Here is a 16,252-nt window from a genome sequence, read left to right on the forward strand (position 1 = left end):
TGATTTATCAGAGGTCCCGTTGCTGTGTCTGCCCTGAACGGCACACCCGCAGATCCCTTGACTCAGCCCCCGAACCCTTAACTACGCGGCCTTGCTTCAAGCCGCCGCCCTGCGGGCGACGGCGGCGCTGAGGGCGGCGGTCGCGGCCGGGCGTGCGGCTCTTCGGCCGGTCCCGGCCGCGCCGCCGCCTGCCGCGCCAGAGGCAGGACGACGGGCAGCGCCCTACAGCGGTGAGACACACGCCCAGGAGCAAGAATGGGCTAGCTATGATGGCCGCCGAAAGCGTCGGCTGTTCCTGCATGACGCTCCTTCTTGCCTCCGGCGGGGAACTCCACCCCGAGGTGATCGGGCCTCTGAGGTTGAAGGGCTGGAGTTACAGCGGTTTGAGGATGAAGCCGGTCTGAGCAATGAAGCCGTCCAACAGGCCGGATCGGTACTGCATTCGTTTGAGCTTGGTGGCGACGACTCCGGCGAGTTCGTCGATGTCGCGAGGCGCGAGGTTGGCCAAAGCGCGCTTGAGCGCCGACCACACGCCCTCGGCCGGGTTCAGCTCCGGCGCATAAGCGGGCAACTGGAAGACCGTCAGCCACGGGCGGGCATCGATCAACGCGCGCATCGCGGCCGACAGGTGGCGGCGGTCGTTGTCCCACACCAGCACGATCGCCCCGCCGAGCTGGGCGTGCGCGGCATCCAACAGAGCTGCGAACCGCCGGGGATTAAAACCCTTGACCTCCCCGGGTCGCCCGCGCCGGATCAGCATCCGATACATCAGCCGGGTGCGCCGGCCGGGCTTGGCGCACACCAGCCCAGCCAGGCACACCCGGCCGTAGCCCTTGCCGGTCACGCGCATCACCGGGGTCCTGCCCCGCGGCGCCCAGGTGGTGGCCTTCGGCGGTCTCAGGTTCTGTCCGGCCTCATCTTCCCAGCACAGCCAGGCGCCCAGGTCGAGCGTCGTCCTTTTATCGCCGGCCACTGCCCGATGGTCCACTGCTCGTCGCGCTCAGCGGCGCGATGGACGGGCATCTGTGGGGTCCAGCCGAGGCGATGCAGCAGATAGGACACCCCGCGAGGGGTGTAGCGGATGCGAAACAGCGCAGCGGTCAGGTCCGCCACCCGGGCCAGGGTCCAGCGCTGGTCCTCGGTGTAGCCATGCGCGGCCGGGCCGCGCTCCAGCTCGGCTTCCAACCGCTTCAGCCGGGCCTCGTCCAGGCGGCACTTCTCCCCGCCGGGGCCCTTGGAGGCCAGCGCCGTGGTGCCGCCGGCCTGCCAGGCCCGGTACCAGCGGTTGGCCGACATCCGGCTCACCCTGAACCGGCGGGCCACCTCCGGTGCCGCAACTCCCTGGGCGAACAGGTCAGCGGCCTCGAAACGCAGCTGTTCTCGTCTGGCGCGTGCGGCGGCGGTCAGCCCGCCGCCTTCGGGGTACCTCATGCCTCCGGTATGACCGCTATGGAGCGATCATCACGCTCTCAGCGAGGTAACTTCAGCCCTTCAACCTCAGCTGCAAGGTGCTCGGACCCTAGTCGGTCGCCGTATATGGCAGATGGGGCGGTGCTGCGCCTGGCTTCGGGACGCTGTTGGTCTCTGGTCACCTCACGACAGGGAGTACCGCCCTGGAAAGCAGGGGGACTACGTCGTGTGGGGCCAGGGATTGACCACTCTTGGCAGGCCGAAGACGATAACGTCGTCCTCAGGGTCCGCTGGTAGTCTGCTGCCTGACCTCTACAAGCGAGAAACCGGTCAGGGAATCTTTTCTCGACCGGTCACACCAGTTATAGAGGCATTAAACGTTCCACACCTTATTCAGCGCTTCTTTGCCCAACCGGGCACCGCGAGACGCTATCTGATCGTCCGATGGGAACTCGGCTACATTAGCCGACCACGACTCAAGCTCCGGGTCAAAATACGCGCTTCCGCTACGAAGAGCGGCCAACTTGATGGGCAGCTTGGCGTTTCCGAGTTCGTTATTTAGCGCGTGTGTTAGTAGCGTGAGATTTCCGATTGAATAGACGGGATTCTTCTTGTCGTCCCCGCCCAATGACTGCGGCTTTATGTGTTCAATCGACCACGTCTCAAGATTCTGTCCAGCCGGCAGCAACTTGTGCCACTTAGCAAAAGTCATAAGAACGTACGCTACAAAGATCTTGCGTGATCGCAACTTCTGCGCCTGGTTCAGTCGCAGGGAGGGCGCATAGAAGATTTCTTGAAACGCCTTGGTGGCCAGACTGTGGCTGGAGAGACTTGATCGCAGTTTCACCCTCAAATCCCTGATCGCGGCCGCGACTTTATCCTTGCTTTCGGCCTTCTCGAGGAGAACCGCGAATCTGTTATAGCGCCCGCGCGTTCCGCCAGTTGACCCGCTATTTGTCAGGGCCGTGAACTGGAAGTGAAAGTTCTCCAGGAGGCGCATAACTTCGATAAGCTGGGATCGGCTTAGGAGATTCGTTTCTTGGTATTTTCGGGCGGTGGCAAGCACGGCTGAGTTTGCCACCGAGACGTTGAAGATTGCCAGTGCGCGAATGCTATCAACAACCTCCGGAACAGCGAGAGCGTTGCGGTGACCTCCGTGCTTATCCAGCTGAACCTGGACATGTTCCTGTTCAAGCCATGCATATGTCGAAGAATCTACTTCGAGCTCTTGCAAATAAGACAGATGTTTCGTGGAATCTGATCCCACCAGACTGCTAATCTTCTTGAATAGCTCCGGCTCTGTGGCTGCGTCGCGGCGAGAGTTCCAGGACTGCCAGATAAACCGGTCGACAACATCATTACTGATACGACCATCTTGCACTCTATCGACGATGCTCTCCCAGCGCGTAGCAATCGCCTTTCGGTCAGGAACATCCCTAGCGCCGCCCCGAATTAGCAAGTTCTTCACCAGGTCGGAGAGCAGGAGATCGGCTCCTCGGGTATTGAGGGTTTCGAAGATTAGGAACCCATCTTCCTCTGAAGCTAGTTCCACCTGGATTACCCGAGCCTTTAGGACATTCGCCCTAATCGCCTTGAGTCGGTCAACCTGATCCTTGGCAGATCGGCCATTAAGGTCGTTGATTATTCTACCTTCGAAGAATTTCCTTGCCTCTCCGATGCGCTGCGCACTGCCATTCCATTTGACGCCGGAGGGAATCGCGCTCGGGTTCTGAATATGTTCGTAGAACATATCCTCTGGGCGAATCAAGACCCGATGCGGGACACCATCATCGTCGGTAACAATGATGTACTTTTGCGTGGCGTCCGCCTGGCTCTTTGCAGATCGAAATACGCTTTCTATCTCCTTATTCTTTTTACTGACATCCAGAAGTGCATCGCGAATCACCGAAAGGATGATCGTGCTCGTCGTAAGGCGCTGCTGACCATCGATGATCGAATATGTATCGTTGAACAAGTCTCTCTTTTGGCTTACCCACGTTACAGTAGAACCGAAGAAGAAATCGCCTCGTGCTAGAACGACATCATCCCAAAAATCTTCTAGCTGGTCTGTAGACCAGCTGTACGGACGCTGAAAATTCGGGACCTCGTAGAGACACTGTTGAAAGCAGGTCTGTATAGTTCTTGTTTGGCTCTCGACGGGAATTAGGTCAACGTTGACTGCTGGCTCCGACATTCCTACTCCCTCATCGCTTAAGTCGAGTGACCTAGCGTAGCCGACTAAGGGCTAAAGGTCACGACGTGATGTAGTGCTCACGGAGCCGGGTGACTAGAGGGTGTCTGAAAAGTCCATGAAAGGGCATGGTAATGGTGTAGCGACCCGTTTTGAGGTACGGGAGGCCACCGATGCCGAGGAAGCGCGCCGCGTATCCGACGGATCTGTCCGATACCGAATGGCAGGCCCTTGCTCCGCTGGTTCCGCCGGCCAAGTCGGGCGGGCGCCCGGCGGTGCATGAACGGCGTGAGATCGTCAACGCCCTGGCCTACTGGCTGCGGGCCGGGTGTGCCTGGCGGCTGCTACCCCACGACCTGCCGCCCTGGCAGACGGTTTACCACTACTGGCGCCTGTGGCGGATCGAGGGTCGCTGGGAGCAGATCCTGACCATACTGCGGGAACGGGAGCGTGTCCGGCAGGGCCGGCACCCACTGCCCAGCGCGGGCATCGTGGACAGTCACTGATCTTTAATTCGTGAAGTTACAGTGGCTTGAGGGCCAGGCCGGTCCCGGTCAGGCAACCGTCGATCAGATGTGGCCGGTACTGGATCTTCTTCAGCTCGCGTTTCATCACGCGCACCAGGTGGTCCAGGCCCACGGCGGCGAGGTTGGTCAGCCCGCCGCGGTTCATCAGCGACCAGATGCCCTTCAACCAGGTTGAGGTTGGGAGCATACGGCGGCAGCTGAGAGACGCGCAGCCAGGCGGCGTTGAACTGCCGCGTCGGGGCGCAGGTGTGCCGGTTGAGATTGTCCCAGATGACCACGATCGGTGCGCCGAGCTGCAGATGCGCCATGACGATCAAGTCGCGGTAGTCGCGCCAGGTGAAGCTCGCCACCTCATCGGCGCGCCGCCGATACAGGTGCACCCGGTAGATCAGCCGGGGCCGCCGTCCGGGCCGGTAGCAGGCCAGGGCGGCGGCCGAGACCCTGCCGTCGCGGCGGCCCGGCACGCACACCACCGGGGTTACACCACGCACGCCCCAGGTGCGAGCCGCCGGCGGTCTCAGCGTCCGCCCGCACTCGTCTTCGAAGCAGACCCAGGCATCCAGGTCCGCCGCGGTGGTTCCACGAGCGGCCACACCTGTTCCTTCCAGGTCACGATGGCGTCCTCGTCGCGCTCGCTCGCCCGGCGCGCCGGCACCTGGCACGACCAGCCGTGGCGCTTGAGCAGCTTCCACACTCCGGGCAGCGAGTAGGACAGGTGGAACATCCGGCCGATCACCGTTTTGACCCGGGCCGGCGTCCAGCGCTGGTCGTCCCAGCCGTGCGCGGCCGACCCCTGCCGCAGCGCGGCCTGCAGCCGGGCGAACTGCGTCTCGCTCAGCCGCGGCAGCGAGGCCGGGCCCTTGGCGGACAGCACCCTGATGCCCCGCCATGACCAGGCGCGATGCCAGCGATTGGCCGACACGCGCGTGACCCGCAGTTCCCTGGCGACCTCGGTGTCGGTGTAGCCGTGGGCGAACAGTTCGGCCGCGCGCAGCCGTACCTGTTCACGCTTGATTCGTAGCGCGGCGGTCAGCCCGCCGCCTTGCGCATACCGCATGAACTGGGGATACCGTCGAAGCCCGGCATATCACATGATCACCGAACATCACGAGTTGAAGATCAGTGAGACGGAGCGGAGGAGAGGGGACGGTTCTGCTCTGCGCGGATCCGCCCCAACTCGAACGCGCCATCTACCTAAGGTGAGGCATGGCCTCTTCTGTCTCGCAGCTACGTCCAGCGATCGATCGGACCAACCCCAAGCCGTCTCCGGCTCGCGAGCCGCTGTGGCGGCACGCGCTCGGTGAGTGTCTCAGAGGTCTCCGTCACGAGCGGGGCGAGAAGTTGAGCGAGACGGCACGTCGCGCCGGAGTCTCGCCGCAGTATCTCTCCGAGATGGAACGGGGCGTCAAAGAGCCGTCGAGCGAAATGATCGCTGCGGTCGCCGGCGCGCTGGATGTGACCCTGGTCGATCTGACCCTTGCCGTCGCCGCGAGCTTGCGGTCTGCTCAGAGCAGCACGTCGAGAGGTGCTACCTGCTCGGCGGCGTATGCTCTGGCCGCGTAGCGTGGCTTGCCGGGATTGTCCACTGGCCTATGAATGCTCCTCGATGATCTGATCGAGGAGTCCGTACTCCAAGGCCGCGGTCGCGGTGAACACGCGATCGTGATCGGTGTCGGCGCGTAGAGTCTCGATCGTCTGGCCGGTGTGTCGTGACAGTATGCGCTCGATGTCTGCCCGGACACGGACGACCTCGTCGGCTTGCAAGATGAGATCGGGGATCGTGCCGCGCCCCTGAGCAGCTGGTTGGTGCAGGATTACTCGTGCGTGCGGGAGAGCGGCACGTTTTCCTTGGGCGCCGGCGGCGAGAAGGACGGCACCCACCGCGATGGCCTGTCCAACGCAGGTTGTCGCAACCCGCGGGCGGATATAGCGCATGGTGTCGTATATCGCGAGCATTGCGCTCGGGTCCCCGCCTTCACAGTTGATATAGAACTGTATGTCGGCATCGGGGTTGTCTGACTCCAGAAAAATAAGCTGTGCGACGAGCGCGTTGGCGACGCCCGCGTCGATTGCGGTTCCCAGATAGACGATTCGTTCAGTGAGCAGGTGCGAGTAGACATCCATGATCCGCTCGCCACGAGAATTCTGAGTGATGACGTTCGGGATCGTGTAAGTGGTCACTGGCTGACTCCGTCGGTGACGCCGAATCCGAGCCGTGGACGATTGCCTGGCGCGATTTCGCCGAAGCTCTCCACGATTGTGTCTATGAAGCCGTAGTCCAGCGCCTCTTGTGCTGTGTACCAGCGATCGTGCAGAGAATCCTCGAAGATGCGCTCGACGGGCTGACCCGTGTCCTCGGCGATAAGGCCGAGCACCGTGTCGCGAGTATGCCGAAGGTCGCCGGCCTGCAGTTCGATGTCGACTGCGGTGCCGCCGATTCCCGCCGAGCCCTGGTGCATCAGGACACGTGCATGCGGCAGGGCGCGGCGCTTCCCTCGGGTCCCAGCTGACAGCAAGAATTGCCCGGCGCTGTAGGCGATGCCCAGCACCAGGGTCGATACGTCACAGGGAATCAGTCGAATGATGTCACGGATCGCAAGCATCGAGGGAACCGATCCGCCCGGGGAGTGAATCCACAATGCGATATCGGTCGACGCGTCCTGCGTGGCGAGTGCGATGAATTGCGTGGCGAGCAGTGTCCCATTGTCATCGTCGAGAGGGCCATCGAGAACGAGAACACGCTGCTCGTAGAGCTGGCGTCTTACCTGCGCGTTGAACAGTGGAAGTTTTGATTCTTCGCTCATGCGTCCATCATGTGGGGCGATCCGGATCGGCGTCGACACGATCCGCTTGGGGCAGATCTGCTCTGAGCAGCGAGAACTCGGTTTCCGGCCTGGTTCGTAGCATTGCGGTCGGGAATCGAGTAGGGCGAGCGCGTTCTCCTTACGCCCGCGCCGGGGCCGAAGATCCGACCGTGAACTACCGAGATCGGTGGATTACGATCTATACGCGCCCGTCACCCCTCAGCGCCGGATGGCCGCGTCGGGTGCGGCCACCGCCGGCTCCTCGGAGACGGGCACGCCGGGCTGGGGTAGCGGCTCGGGGAAACGGACCGGTGGCAACACCGATACCGCGTCCCCGGGCCGACCGCACAAGTCCTCTTCCCCGCCAGAGCCGGCAGATCGCGTTGACCCGAGGTCAGTCAGGCGATGGGGCAGGCCGGGCGGGAGGCGTTCATCTACGTCGTCACTGTCAGGCGATGCCGTAGGCGCGCGTGATGGTCTGGGTGAGCGAAGCGCCAGCGGTGTCGGTGACGGCGACTCGAAGGGAGACGAATCCCTGCGTGCGTGGGTTCTGGATGGCAGCCTTCCAACCGGACCCGGAAGGCACGACCGGAACCGGCCGCCACGTCTCCCCGTCGTCGAAGGACGCTTCCAGCCGAACGGATCTCACCTTCGTCTCGGCAGCGCCGGGGTTGCGCTCCACCCACATGGGCACCCTGGTCACCGTGCCGGGCTTGGCTCGGTTGTAGGCGTCGAGGCCGGTCGGGGCGTACCGCATCACGGCAAGCGGCAGTGGCCGTCGATCCGCGGTGCGGGCCGAGTCGAACTCCCACACGGCCTTCACCGCCGTGGACAGCGCCGTGTGCGGAACCTGTCTGCTCATTGACACGCCCAGCGTGTACCTGGTCGGCGCCGACGGCAGGACGGCGTCCAGTACGCAGGTCGGGAGCGCGGCGATGTCGCAACCGGACAGCTCGGCCTGGGCGAGCACCTGCCCGCCGGTGCTAAGTGTGGCGGTGCCGGTGGCCGCCCGGTCCGAGCCGATACGGCCCGCGACGCCGTCAGCGAAGAGCGGGCCCGCGTTGAAGTGCAGTTCGTCTCCGGTACGGGTGCCGGTTACGGTGACGAGGGACGGCCCGGCCACCGCCGCGTTCCACACTTCCCGGGTGTGCCCGCGCTTCATGAGCGTGCCGGAGTCGGACATCACCGTGGTGCCGGTCTGTAGTGTGCTCTCCCAGACGGTGCCCGGCGTACGAAGATACGTGACGCTGCCCGGCAGGCTCACCTCGGCCGGAAGCGACTGCAGAAAGAGAGGCACGCCGTCGTCGGACCGCGGCGCGAAGCGCGGCACGCCCTTGGCCGCGACGCCGGAGGCGTGGTAGGTCGCGGTTACTTTGGCGAGGTCGTCGCGGCGTGCCAGGGAACCGGGGTCTTCGGGGATTCCTCCGGTGCGGCGGTCGAGGAGGTCGTACAGGTAGGGCCGCCCGGAGGGATCCTCGCCGTCCCAGATGCTCCTGATCATGTAACGCAGCCCGGCCTCCCGCGTGGGAATGGCGAAGAGATCGCTGCGGACGTCCAGCGCGGCACCCCAGGTCACCTCCCACTTTCCGTTGCCGACCATGATGTCGACGACGTCGCGGGGTACGACGTTCGGGTCGTCGATCGAGAAGCGGACCTGCTTGCCCTGACGACCGTCCAGGATCACCTGCCGATCGGCGTCCACGCGCAGATCGGTGTGGGCGAGGGTGATTTTCCGGGTGGAGTCGTAAATCTCGGCGTACAGCTTCCAGTGCCCCTTCGGCAGCCGGATCGTGCCGGTCGCACTGTCGAGGATCAGCTGTCGTGTCTCGCCGGTCTCGGGATCGTAGATCTGCGTGAAGACGTTGGTGACGTCTCCCTCCTTGCCGTGCGCCGTGAGCCGCACGTCGTAGGACTCGGGCTCGACATACGCGCCCGCCAGCGTGCGGACCGTCATCTCGCCGGAGGTGGCGGTGATCGTCCCCGGGTAGTCGCCGGGGGCCTTGCCGCCGGCGTCGATGGTGAGCGTGACCGACGCCGTGCCCCCGGCGGGCACGTCGAGCCGTCGCGTGGACAGTTTCACCGTGTCGCCCTCGGTGGTGAGGTCGAGGGTGACGGGAGCGTCGCCGGAGTTGGCGTACGTGAGGGTCGTGGTCTGGGTCCGGGTGGAATCGCCCCAGGAGAAGGCGGCCCACACGTTGGGCTTGTCGGCCACGACCGGCTGCTTGATCACCCGTGGTACGTCCACGCGTCCGGCGCCCCCCTCGTACGGGGTCGCACCGTCCATGGGTCGCGCGCTGCCGATCAACGCGGACTTGAGCTGCCCACCCGTCCAGTCGGGGTGCTGCTCGGCGAGGATGGCTGCGGCTCCTGCAACATGCGGGGCCGCCATCGACGTGCCGCTCAGCGCGATGTGCGGGCCGTCGGCGGTGCCCTCGGCGGCCGCGGCCATGATGCCCACGCCGGGCGCGGTGACGTCGGGTTTGATGGCGTGGTCGCCTTCGCGCGGCCCCTTGCTGGAGAAGCGGGCCAGCCGGTCGTCCCGGTCCACGGCGCCGACGGTGAGGGCCGCGTCGGCGCTGCCGGGACTGGAGACGGGCAGGTCGTGGCGGTTGCCCGCGGACACCACGAACAAGGCTCCCGTCCGCTCGGACAGGGTGTTCACCGCCTGCTCGAGGGGGTCGAGCTCAGGGGTGTCGGGGCTGCCCAGGCTCATGTTGACGATCTTCGCCTTGACCTCCAGGGCGGCCCATTCCATGCCGGCGAGGATGGCGGAGTCGCGGACGTACGCACTGCCGACCTTGCCGATCGCGAGTCTGGCGCCGGGAGCCACGCCTCGGTACTGTCCGCCGGCCCCGGCGACGATGGAGGCGACATGGGTGCCGTGCCCAACGGTGTCACGCATGTCCGGGTCGTTGCTGAAGTTCCGCTCCTGGGCGACGACGTCCTGCAGGTCGGGATGGCCGGCGTCGTAGCCGCTGTCGAGCACGGCGACCGTGACGCCCTTGCCGGTCAGGCCGCGCTCCCATGCCTGAGGCGCACCGATCTGCTTGACGCTGCGATCGAGGTCGAAGGTGCGGCGGCCGTCCAGCCAGAGCTTCGTCTTCGTTGCGCCGAGTGCGTGGACGCCGTCGGTCAGGTCCTTCCAGGTACGGGCGGCGCTCGCCTTGGGCACGCTGAGCGCGTTCATACCGAGGCCGGTCAGGCTCCGGGTGGTGCGGACCCCCACGGGCGCCCGCTCGGACTGGATGATCAGGGGGATGTCGGCAGTGGCGGCGTCGTCGTACCGCCAGGCCAGGAGTTGGGTGACGTCGAACAGGCGCCTGTCCAACAGGCCCTGGGCGAGCAAGGGGCGGGCGTCGGATGGGATCACGTACACATGGCCGTCGATGAGCTGCCGGATGAAGCTCACCTGCCTGCCGGGGCCGGGCTCGATGCGCTGGCCGGAACCGGTGATCACGACGCGGTCGCCGGTGATCAGGGTGACGCCGTCAGGCTCGCTCCTGGGTGCGGACGGCTCGGCGTGGGCCGGGGTCACGCCGAGGAACACGGCCAGAACGGCGGTCAATGAACTTGTGAGCAAAGATCGGAACGATGGTGTATCGGACACAAGATCTCCGTGTGGGAGGATCGGGCTGCCCTCGGTGAGGGTGTAGAGGACGATGAGCGCAGCTCACGGCCGTGAAGCCGTGAGCTGCGAAGCCTTGAAGCCGCCAGTGGCGGGGTCACCGTGCCGCTGCGCCGTGCCGCCAGACGATGGCCGCACTGGCAATCAACGGCGATGACGGCCGAGGTCAGCTGCTGTTGCCGGTTTTCCACTCGGGGTCATCGACTGTGACGCACGGCGTGACCGGGCCGGTGATCGTATGCCCTGTCAGCCGCCACGACACCTCCCGCTTCTCGGCCGCGGGGGTGCCCTCGTTCCCGGCGAACTCCAGCACCAGGGTGTGGTTTTCGCCGATGTTCCGAGGGTTGATGTCCAGCCCGCCGTTGTGCATCCGGGCGACCGCGTTCGCGTCCGGCCCCAGGGTCACCGTCCGGCCGACCGTCTCTCCTCTGCCCACCTTGCATTCCTTGCCCGGTGGGAGGTAGGTGATGTCGGCCGTGACGCCCGCGTCGCGCAGGTCCTGCTCCAGCCGATCGGCGTCCCTGAACTCGTTGATCTCCACCCGGACCGTGCCGTCGGCGTTCTTGCTCACCGCGTATGCGGGCTCCTCCGTCCCGGTCAGCACCGGAACGGTGAACGCCGCCACTGCGGCGAGAAGGGCCACCGCGCCGCCTGCGTACAGCCGGCGGGTGACGCGGCGACGCCGCTCGGTACGGTAGGTGACCTCGGTTTTGAGTTCCATCAGTAGTTGCTCCTGGTATTTCATTCCGATGCTCCACTCATGACGAAGGGCAGGTTCCGGAGCTTCTTGCGGGCGCGGTGCAGACGCACCTTGGCGGCGCTGTGCCCGATGCCGAGGGCGAGCGCGGCCTCGGTGACCGTGAGCTGATCGATGACGACCAGTTCCAGTACCGCGCGCTCCCCTTCCGGCAAATCGGCCATGGCCTCGAACGCCTGCCTGGTGTGCCGCTCCGCGTCGATGCGCTCCTCCAGCTCGGCGAAATCGTCAACGTCGAGCGTGCGCCGCCCGTTCACCCGGCCCGTCAGCTGATGCTGCTTGTACGCTCTGCGCCGCTCAGCGGAGATCGCCTTGCGGGCGACGCCGTAGAGCCAGGCGATCTCGGTCCCCAGCTCGGCCCGGTAGGTGTGGGCCGAGTCGAGCACTGCCACGAACACCTCGGCCACCAGATCGGCGACGGTGTGCGGGTCGTCGACCCGGCGGGCGAGGAAGCGGGTGACCGCATCCACATGCCGCCGGTAGAAGGCCTCGAAGGCCACAGGATCTGTGGCGATCTTCGCCTGTTTGCGACGCACCGGTCGTGCTCCCTTCGTCGATTTCGCCCCTGCTTGGTGAGAACCGGCAGAAGGGTTACATCCACCGACCGTGTTTCTTGGCAGCGATATCGGAGCGGCTCCTCGCCTCGGTGACGAACGCGGGTGACGGCAGATCCGGCTGAACGGCACCGTGGCCGACGTCACCGAGGTCAAGGGGTACCTGGGCGACGCTTACCGGTGACGAGCGGACAGCCGCCGGCGCTGAGGACGGCCACGGCAGGGCGCCCCGGTCTGGACGACGCCGCAGCACCATGCGGCCTGCCGCCATCGGGCCACCTCGTAGAGACCGGCGGAGAAGGCCGTCCGGGACTTCAGATGAGCAGACCCGCGTGCGGACCGCCTGTGTAACCAGTGGTACTTCGTCGGGTTGTCTCGATCTTCAGCCGACGACGCCGAGCGCCGGGCCAGAGCGGGGGGCCCGAGGAGGTGGGGCACCGGGAGAAGTGGCGGCCGACCCTAGATCTGATCGACGAGGCGACCGGCTGGGGCCTTGCCCGCAGGTGATCGTCGCCGACGCCGGATACGGCCAGAACACCGCGTTCGGCCAGGCCGTGGCGGAACGCGTTCTTCGATCCTCTGACCTGTGGAGACGCGGTCATGCAGGCCCTCCGGTCGCGGTTGCCGAGCTTATCCGGTGGAGTTAAAACGGCATGAGGGCCTGCCGGTCTGGGCCAGGGATCTGTGGGCAGACGGAGTATCGCAGGAGTCCGGCATGGTCACTCAGCTGAGAAGAACCACGAGTCAAAGATCAGCGCGCACCGGGAACGTCGGCGGGGAAGACCCGTCAGGCGTCAAGCGCCAGTACCCATAAGGGTTGAAGAAGAAACTGTCCTCCTCATAGCCCTGGCAAGGGTGCCTGTGCATGATCCAGCGCTGCGTATCGGGTGCGAGCCGGAACCCCTCCCCGTCGGTGATCTCCAGTGCCCGCGACTCGACCAGCAGGTAGAACGCCACCTCGTCAATCAGTTGCACGCCGCCCTCCAGGAGTTCCCCGGGCAGGTGCTGCGAGACCGGCTGGACCAGGTCGACCTCCACATCCGGCGCACCCAGCAGATGCATGCCGCAACTTCTCATCAGGCTCCCATCGCTGATCGGCCGCTTGACCCAGGCATAGAACAGCGTGGTGGCCAACTCCGCCCAATTCGGCGCGCTGGACACCTTGTCGGCCAGGGTGAGCCACCGGTCCCGGCCGTGTGCCAGGCCGCTGCTCTCGTTCTTCACGGCGGTGGCGCCCGAACGCAACAGCGCGGCCGTCACCTCCAGCATCCGCCGTGAGACGTCGAACGTCTGCGTCCACAATTCCTCGGAGATCGCGTCGTCGGCGGGTGTGGCGTACCGAGGGTCGAAAGAGCGGTGCTGCCGCATCGGCGGCGACAGCACGTACACCACTGAGTCGTGCCCCTTCACCGCCTCCCAGTCCGATTCAGTGAAGGAGACGTCCGCCATGCAAGCCTCGAATGAACTCGGCATCCGTGAGTCGAAGGCCCGCCGGTGCCGCTCACGGTCGACGGTGAAGCCGATCCCCGCGACGTCGCCGACGACTTCCCGTACCGTCTCCACATCCAGGTCCCAGCCGAGCACGCACAGTACATGGCGCGGCTTTATTGCGCCTTTCTGCCGGAACACGTTCTTATCGCCTTTCTGGGGTATCGAAATCTTCTTCCCGAAGGGCACCGTCCTGGCGGACGCCACCTGCCCGGCTCAGCCCGAGGCGGCGGAACATGCACCCCGCGGTACGAGACTGTCGTCTCTGACGACTTCCTCGTCGTAGCCGATCCCGCCCAAGATGCTTCCCCCGATGTCGCGCGCGTGCCCGGATCCGCTCCCGCCGTACCGCCTCGGACCCGAGGAACAAGGACGAGGCTAGGGGCCGCCACTGGTGAACGGCTTGTCGATCACAGGGAGGCCGTGGACCGGTGAGACTCTCAGACCGCCGAACTTCACGGGTTAAAGATCAGCAAGCGTGAGGCGCCTCTGAGCGGGTCTTTCTGACGCCTCTGGACGCCGGTGGACGACCTCGAAATGGCTACGGATCAGAAGGGGCAGGGGGTTCGGGCGCTTTCCACCAGGCGGTGAGATAGCGAGGTGCCGTCACCATCCGTCCCAGTCCCTGCACCCCCACCAGGGGCCGGTGAGGTGCCTGAGCCCGTATTCGTGGTCCTCGGGGCGAGGCCGGCCGTCGGGCGTCCAGGTGAAGCATCGCGACGCCCCGAGGGGCCAGTCGGTCACATCGAGCTGGGCGGTGGGAGGAGCGCCCTCCGCTTCGCCCGCGTAATGTCCGCAGACGTGATACAGCCCCGTCCATCGGCATCCGGGGTCGGTGCGTCCGCCACCGTCGATGATCGATTCCGCGTACTGCTCCATGCTGGATCGCGAGAGCGCGAAGCGCGCCGAGAAGGAGCCGTCCAGGTGGATGACGCCCCACACGCCGAGCACGATGAGGGGAGTCGGCAGCCAGCGCAGCAGCCGTCTCATCGACAGCGTCCGCCATCCGGTCGCCATCGCCACGCACAGGCGGATGAGCCAGTACAAGACGAGCGGCACCCAGACGAACAGCCCGAAGACTCCTCCCTCGGCGTATGGGAAGGGCACGCTGGACCACCACAAACTGATGAACGCCGCGATCGCCACCGCAGTGAGGAAGCGCCACCCGGGTGGGCTCTCGATCATCACGACGTCACCCTGATATCGATCTCCCGCCCTCGTCGTGGTCTGCCCGTAGGGTGGGCGATCGCGCAACGGCTCGCGCTCCTCGACCTGGACAACACGCTCGTGAACCTGGACGAGGCGTTCCAGACATGGACCGCGGAGTCCGTCGACGGACACGGTCTCGGGAGCGGGGCGGTGGACTGGCTGCTCGCTCTCGATCGGGACGGCCATCCGCATCGTGAGGTCTTCTTCGGCAAGGTCCGCGAGCGTTTCACCCTCTCCACGTCCGTTGGGGAACTGTGGGGCCGCTACCGCAAGCGCATGCCGTATCTCGTCCGCTGTCGACCTGAGGTGGTGGACGGGCGGGCCCGGCTCCGCGCGGCCGGGTAGCCGGGTGGAAGGTGTCCGGAACAGGCTGTTGACCGTGGGCGGTCTCCTGCGTACGTTCCGCTTGGGCCGCCTGCGCGGCACCCGGACAGGAAGTGCGCCTGCGCGGTGCCAGGAATGGAAGTGCGCCTGTGCGGTGCCAGGAACGGAAGGGGTGCGATGACCGCCGAACTCGACCCGAAGAAGACCTGGCCCGACATCGTCCCCGGACCGCTGGGCACGCCGCCGCCGGAGTTCGCCCGCCGCCGCCGGGAGGGGCCGCTGGACCCGGCCGCGATGCCGAGCGGGGACCTGGTGCCGGTGGCCGTCAGGTACGAGGACGTGCGGACCCTGCTGGGTTCGGCGGCCTCCAGCCGCAACCTGCGTCTGCCGGGCCTGCCGCGGCTGGTGAGCGGTATGGGCATCGACGACGACCCGGACGCGCTGATCAACCAGGATCCGCCGGGGCACACCCGCTACCGGCGGATCATGCACGGGGCCTTCACGCCCCGCCGGACCGAGCCGTGGCGGCCATGGATCGCGGAGATCGCCGGTGAGCTGCTCGACGGGCTGGGGGAGGAGTTCGACCTGGTGGACGCGTTCGCGGTGCGGCTGCCGGGCCAGGTCATCTGCCGGCTGCTCGGCGTGCCGTATGCCGACTACGACCGGTTCGTGGCCTGGACGGACATGTTCCTCACCACCTCCACCGCGACCGGACAGGTCCGCTACCAGGGCTACACCGAATTCATGGCCTACGCCCGCGACCTGGTGGCCCGTCATCGCGCGGAACCCGGCGACGATCTCATCGACCTGCTCGTGCAGGCCCGCGACGACGAGGACCGGCTGAGCGAGGGCGAACTGGTCAACACCGTGTTCTCGCTGATCACCGCGGGGCACGAGACGACCACCTCGATGGTGTCCAGGGGCGCCTTCCGCCTCATGCTCCATCGCGGGCAGTGGGACGAGCTGGTCGCTCAGCCGGATCTGGCGCCCGCCGCGGCCGAGGAGATCCTGCGCTACGACGGGCCGCCGGCCAGTGCGTTCATGCGCCGGATGACCGAGGACGTCAAGCTGTCGGGCGGCACCCTGAAAGCCGGGACGGTCGTGATGCCCAACCTCAACGCCGCCAACCACGACCCCAGCGCCTTCCTCGAGCCGGAGCGCTTCGACATCCACCGCTTCGGCGCGCAGCCGCCGCACCCGCACCTGGCCTTCGGGTACGGCCCACACCGCTGCCTGGCCGCCGCGCTGGCCAGGGTGGAGCTCACCGAAGCCGTCCGGGCGCTGGCGGTCAAACGGCCGGGGCTGCGGCTGGCCGTTCCGGCAGAGGAGGTCGAGTGGAGCGACGGCCTGACTCACCGTCCCT

14 protein-coding genes and 1 pseudogene are annotated in these 16,252 nt (G+C 65.9%); 4 read left to right on the plus strand and 11 right to left on the minus strand.

Translation table 11 applies throughout. The annotated features are described in order from the left end of the window. Nucleotides 1-373: 373 nt before the first annotated feature. The 3 genes from ACZ6R6_RS21710 to ACZ6R6_RS21720 form a co-directional block, all read right to left on the minus strand. Nucleotides 374-973, minus strand: coding sequence for a transposase (locus ACZ6R6_RS21710; RefSeq protein WP_470095889.1), 600 nt, complete (start codon nucleotides 971-973; stop codon nucleotides 374-376). Beyond that, nucleotides 898-1,431 carry a winged helix-turn-helix domain-containing protein gene (locus tag ACZ6R6_RS21715; RefSeq protein WP_470095891.1) on the minus strand — a complete coding sequence of 178 codons (534 nt, stop codon included), beginning with the start codon at nucleotides 1,429-1,431 and terminating at the stop codon, nucleotides 898-900. Before ACZ6R6_RS21715 ends, ACZ6R6_RS21710 begins: the two co-directional genes overlap by 76 nt. Nucleotides 1,432-1,783: 352 nt before the next feature. Next, a complete protein-coding gene (locus ACZ6R6_RS21720; protein WP_470095893.1) occupies nucleotides 1,784-3,604 on the minus strand; it encodes a GmrSD restriction endonuclease domain-containing protein in 1,821 nt (606 codons plus the stop codon). 170 nt (nucleotides 3,605-3,774) lie between these two features. Between ACZ6R6_RS21720 and ACZ6R6_RS21725 the strand changes: the two genes are divergently transcribed. Then, on the plus strand, nucleotides 3,775-4,107 hold the full coding sequence (locus tag ACZ6R6_RS21725) for a transposase (protein WP_470095895.1): 333 nt from the start codon (nucleotides 3,775-3,777) through the stop codon (nucleotides 4,105-4,107). A gap of 16 nt (nucleotides 4,108-4,123) precedes the next feature. On the opposite strand, the pseudogene ACZ6R6_RS21730 reads toward ACZ6R6_RS21725, so the two are convergent. Then, nucleotides 4,124-5,185 (minus strand): annotated as a pseudogene (locus ACZ6R6_RS21730) (IS630 family transposase). A gap of 149 nt (nucleotides 5,186-5,334) precedes the next feature. On the opposite strand from ACZ6R6_RS21730, the gene ACZ6R6_RS21735 reads away from it, so the two are divergent. Beyond that, nucleotides 5,335-5,691, plus strand: a complete 357-nt coding sequence (locus ACZ6R6_RS21735; protein ID WP_470095897.1) for a helix-turn-helix domain-containing protein — start codon at nucleotides 5,335-5,337, stop codon at nucleotides 5,689-5,691. 27 nt (nucleotides 5,692-5,718) lie between these two features. Here ACZ6R6_RS21735 and ACZ6R6_RS21740 read toward each other — a convergent pair whose 3' ends face one another. From ACZ6R6_RS21740 to ACZ6R6_RS21770, 7 genes are all read right to left on the minus strand, one after another. Beyond that, nucleotides 5,719-6,309, minus strand: coding sequence for a ClpP family protease (locus ACZ6R6_RS21740; protein ID WP_470095899.1), 591 nt, complete (start codon nucleotides 6,307-6,309; stop codon nucleotides 5,719-5,721). After that, nucleotides 6,306-6,932, minus strand: coding sequence for a ClpP family protease (locus ACZ6R6_RS21745; RefSeq protein ID WP_470095901.1), 627 nt, complete (start codon nucleotides 6,930-6,932; stop codon nucleotides 6,306-6,308). Before ACZ6R6_RS21745 ends, ACZ6R6_RS21740 begins: the two co-directional genes overlap by 4 nt. 448 nt (nucleotides 6,933-7,380) lie before the next feature. Next, complete coding sequence (locus tag ACZ6R6_RS21750; RefSeq protein ID WP_470095903.1) at nucleotides 7,381-10,497, minus strand: S8 family serine peptidase; 3,117 nt, start codon at nucleotides 10,495-10,497, stop codon at nucleotides 7,381-7,383. Between the two features lie 226 nt (nucleotides 10,498-10,723). Next, on the minus strand, nucleotides 10,724-11,278 hold the full coding sequence (locus ACZ6R6_RS21755; protein WP_470095905.1) for a hypothetical protein: 555 nt from the start codon (nucleotides 11,276-11,278) through the stop codon (nucleotides 10,724-10,726). A gap of 20 nt (nucleotides 11,279-11,298) precedes the next feature. After that, nucleotides 11,299-11,850: an RNA polymerase sigma factor gene (locus ACZ6R6_RS21760; RefSeq protein ID WP_470095907.1), complete on the minus strand. Its 552-nt coding sequence runs from the start codon at nucleotides 11,848-11,850 to the stop codon at nucleotides 11,299-11,301. Nucleotides 11,851-12,612: 762 nt separating this feature from the next. Next, nucleotides 12,613-13,545 carry a hypothetical protein gene (locus ACZ6R6_RS21765; protein WP_470095909.1) on the minus strand — a complete coding sequence of 311 codons (933 nt, stop codon included), beginning with the start codon at nucleotides 13,543-13,545 and terminating at the stop codon, nucleotides 12,613-12,615. 417 nt (nucleotides 13,546-13,962) lie between these two features. Continuing rightward, on the minus strand, nucleotides 13,963-14,541 hold the full coding sequence (locus tag ACZ6R6_RS21770) for a hypothetical protein (protein ID WP_470095911.1): 579 nt from the start codon (nucleotides 14,539-14,541) through the stop codon (nucleotides 13,963-13,965). Nucleotides 14,542-14,643: 102 nt separating this feature from the next. Between ACZ6R6_RS21770 and ACZ6R6_RS21775 the strand changes: the two genes are divergently transcribed. Both ACZ6R6_RS21775 and ACZ6R6_RS21780 read left to right on the plus strand, forming a co-directional pair. Next, the gene (locus ACZ6R6_RS21775; protein ID WP_470095913.1) at nucleotides 14,644-14,910 is read left to right on the plus strand and encodes a hypothetical protein; all 267 of its coding nucleotides are present in this window, start codon (nucleotides 14,644-14,646) and stop codon (nucleotides 14,908-14,910) included. A gap of 156 nt (nucleotides 14,911-15,066) precedes the next feature. Next, on the plus strand, nucleotides 15,067-16,252 hold a 1,186-nt coding region (locus ACZ6R6_RS21780), incomplete at its 3' end, for a cytochrome P450 (protein ID WP_470095915.1).

The sequence above is a fragment of the Streptosporangium sp. NPDC048886 genome, assembly GCF_055586905.1.

Excerpts from the sequence above, each read along its gene's own strand:
- ACZ6R6_RS21770 (WP_470095911.1), bottom strand. The coding sequence starts at position 14,541 with ATGATCGAGAGCCCACCCGGGTGGCGCTTCCTCACTGCGGTGGCGATC.
- ACZ6R6_RS21725 (WP_470095895.1), top strand. The coding sequence starts at position 3,775 with ATGCCGAGGAAGCGCGCCGCGTATCCGACGGATCTGTCCGATACCGAA.
- ACZ6R6_RS21755 (WP_470095905.1), bottom strand. The coding sequence starts at position 11,278 with ATGGAACTCAAAACCGAGGTCACCTACCGTACCGAGCGGCGTCGCCGC.
- ACZ6R6_RS21715 (WP_470095891.1), bottom strand. The coding sequence starts at position 1,431 with ATGAGGTACCCCGAAGGCGGCGGGCTGACCGCCGCCGCACGCGCCAGA.
- ACZ6R6_RS21745 (WP_470095901.1), bottom strand. The coding sequence starts at position 6,932 with ATGAGCGAAGAATCAAAACTTCCACTGTTCAACGCGCAGGTAAGACGC.
- ACZ6R6_RS21735 (WP_470095897.1), top strand. The coding sequence starts at position 5,335 with ATGGCCTCTTCTGTCTCGCAGCTACGTCCAGCGATCGATCGGACCAAC.
- ACZ6R6_RS21720 (WP_470095893.1), bottom strand. The coding sequence starts at position 3,604 with ATGTCGGAGCCAGCAGTCAACGTTGACCTAATTCCCGTCGAGAGCCAA.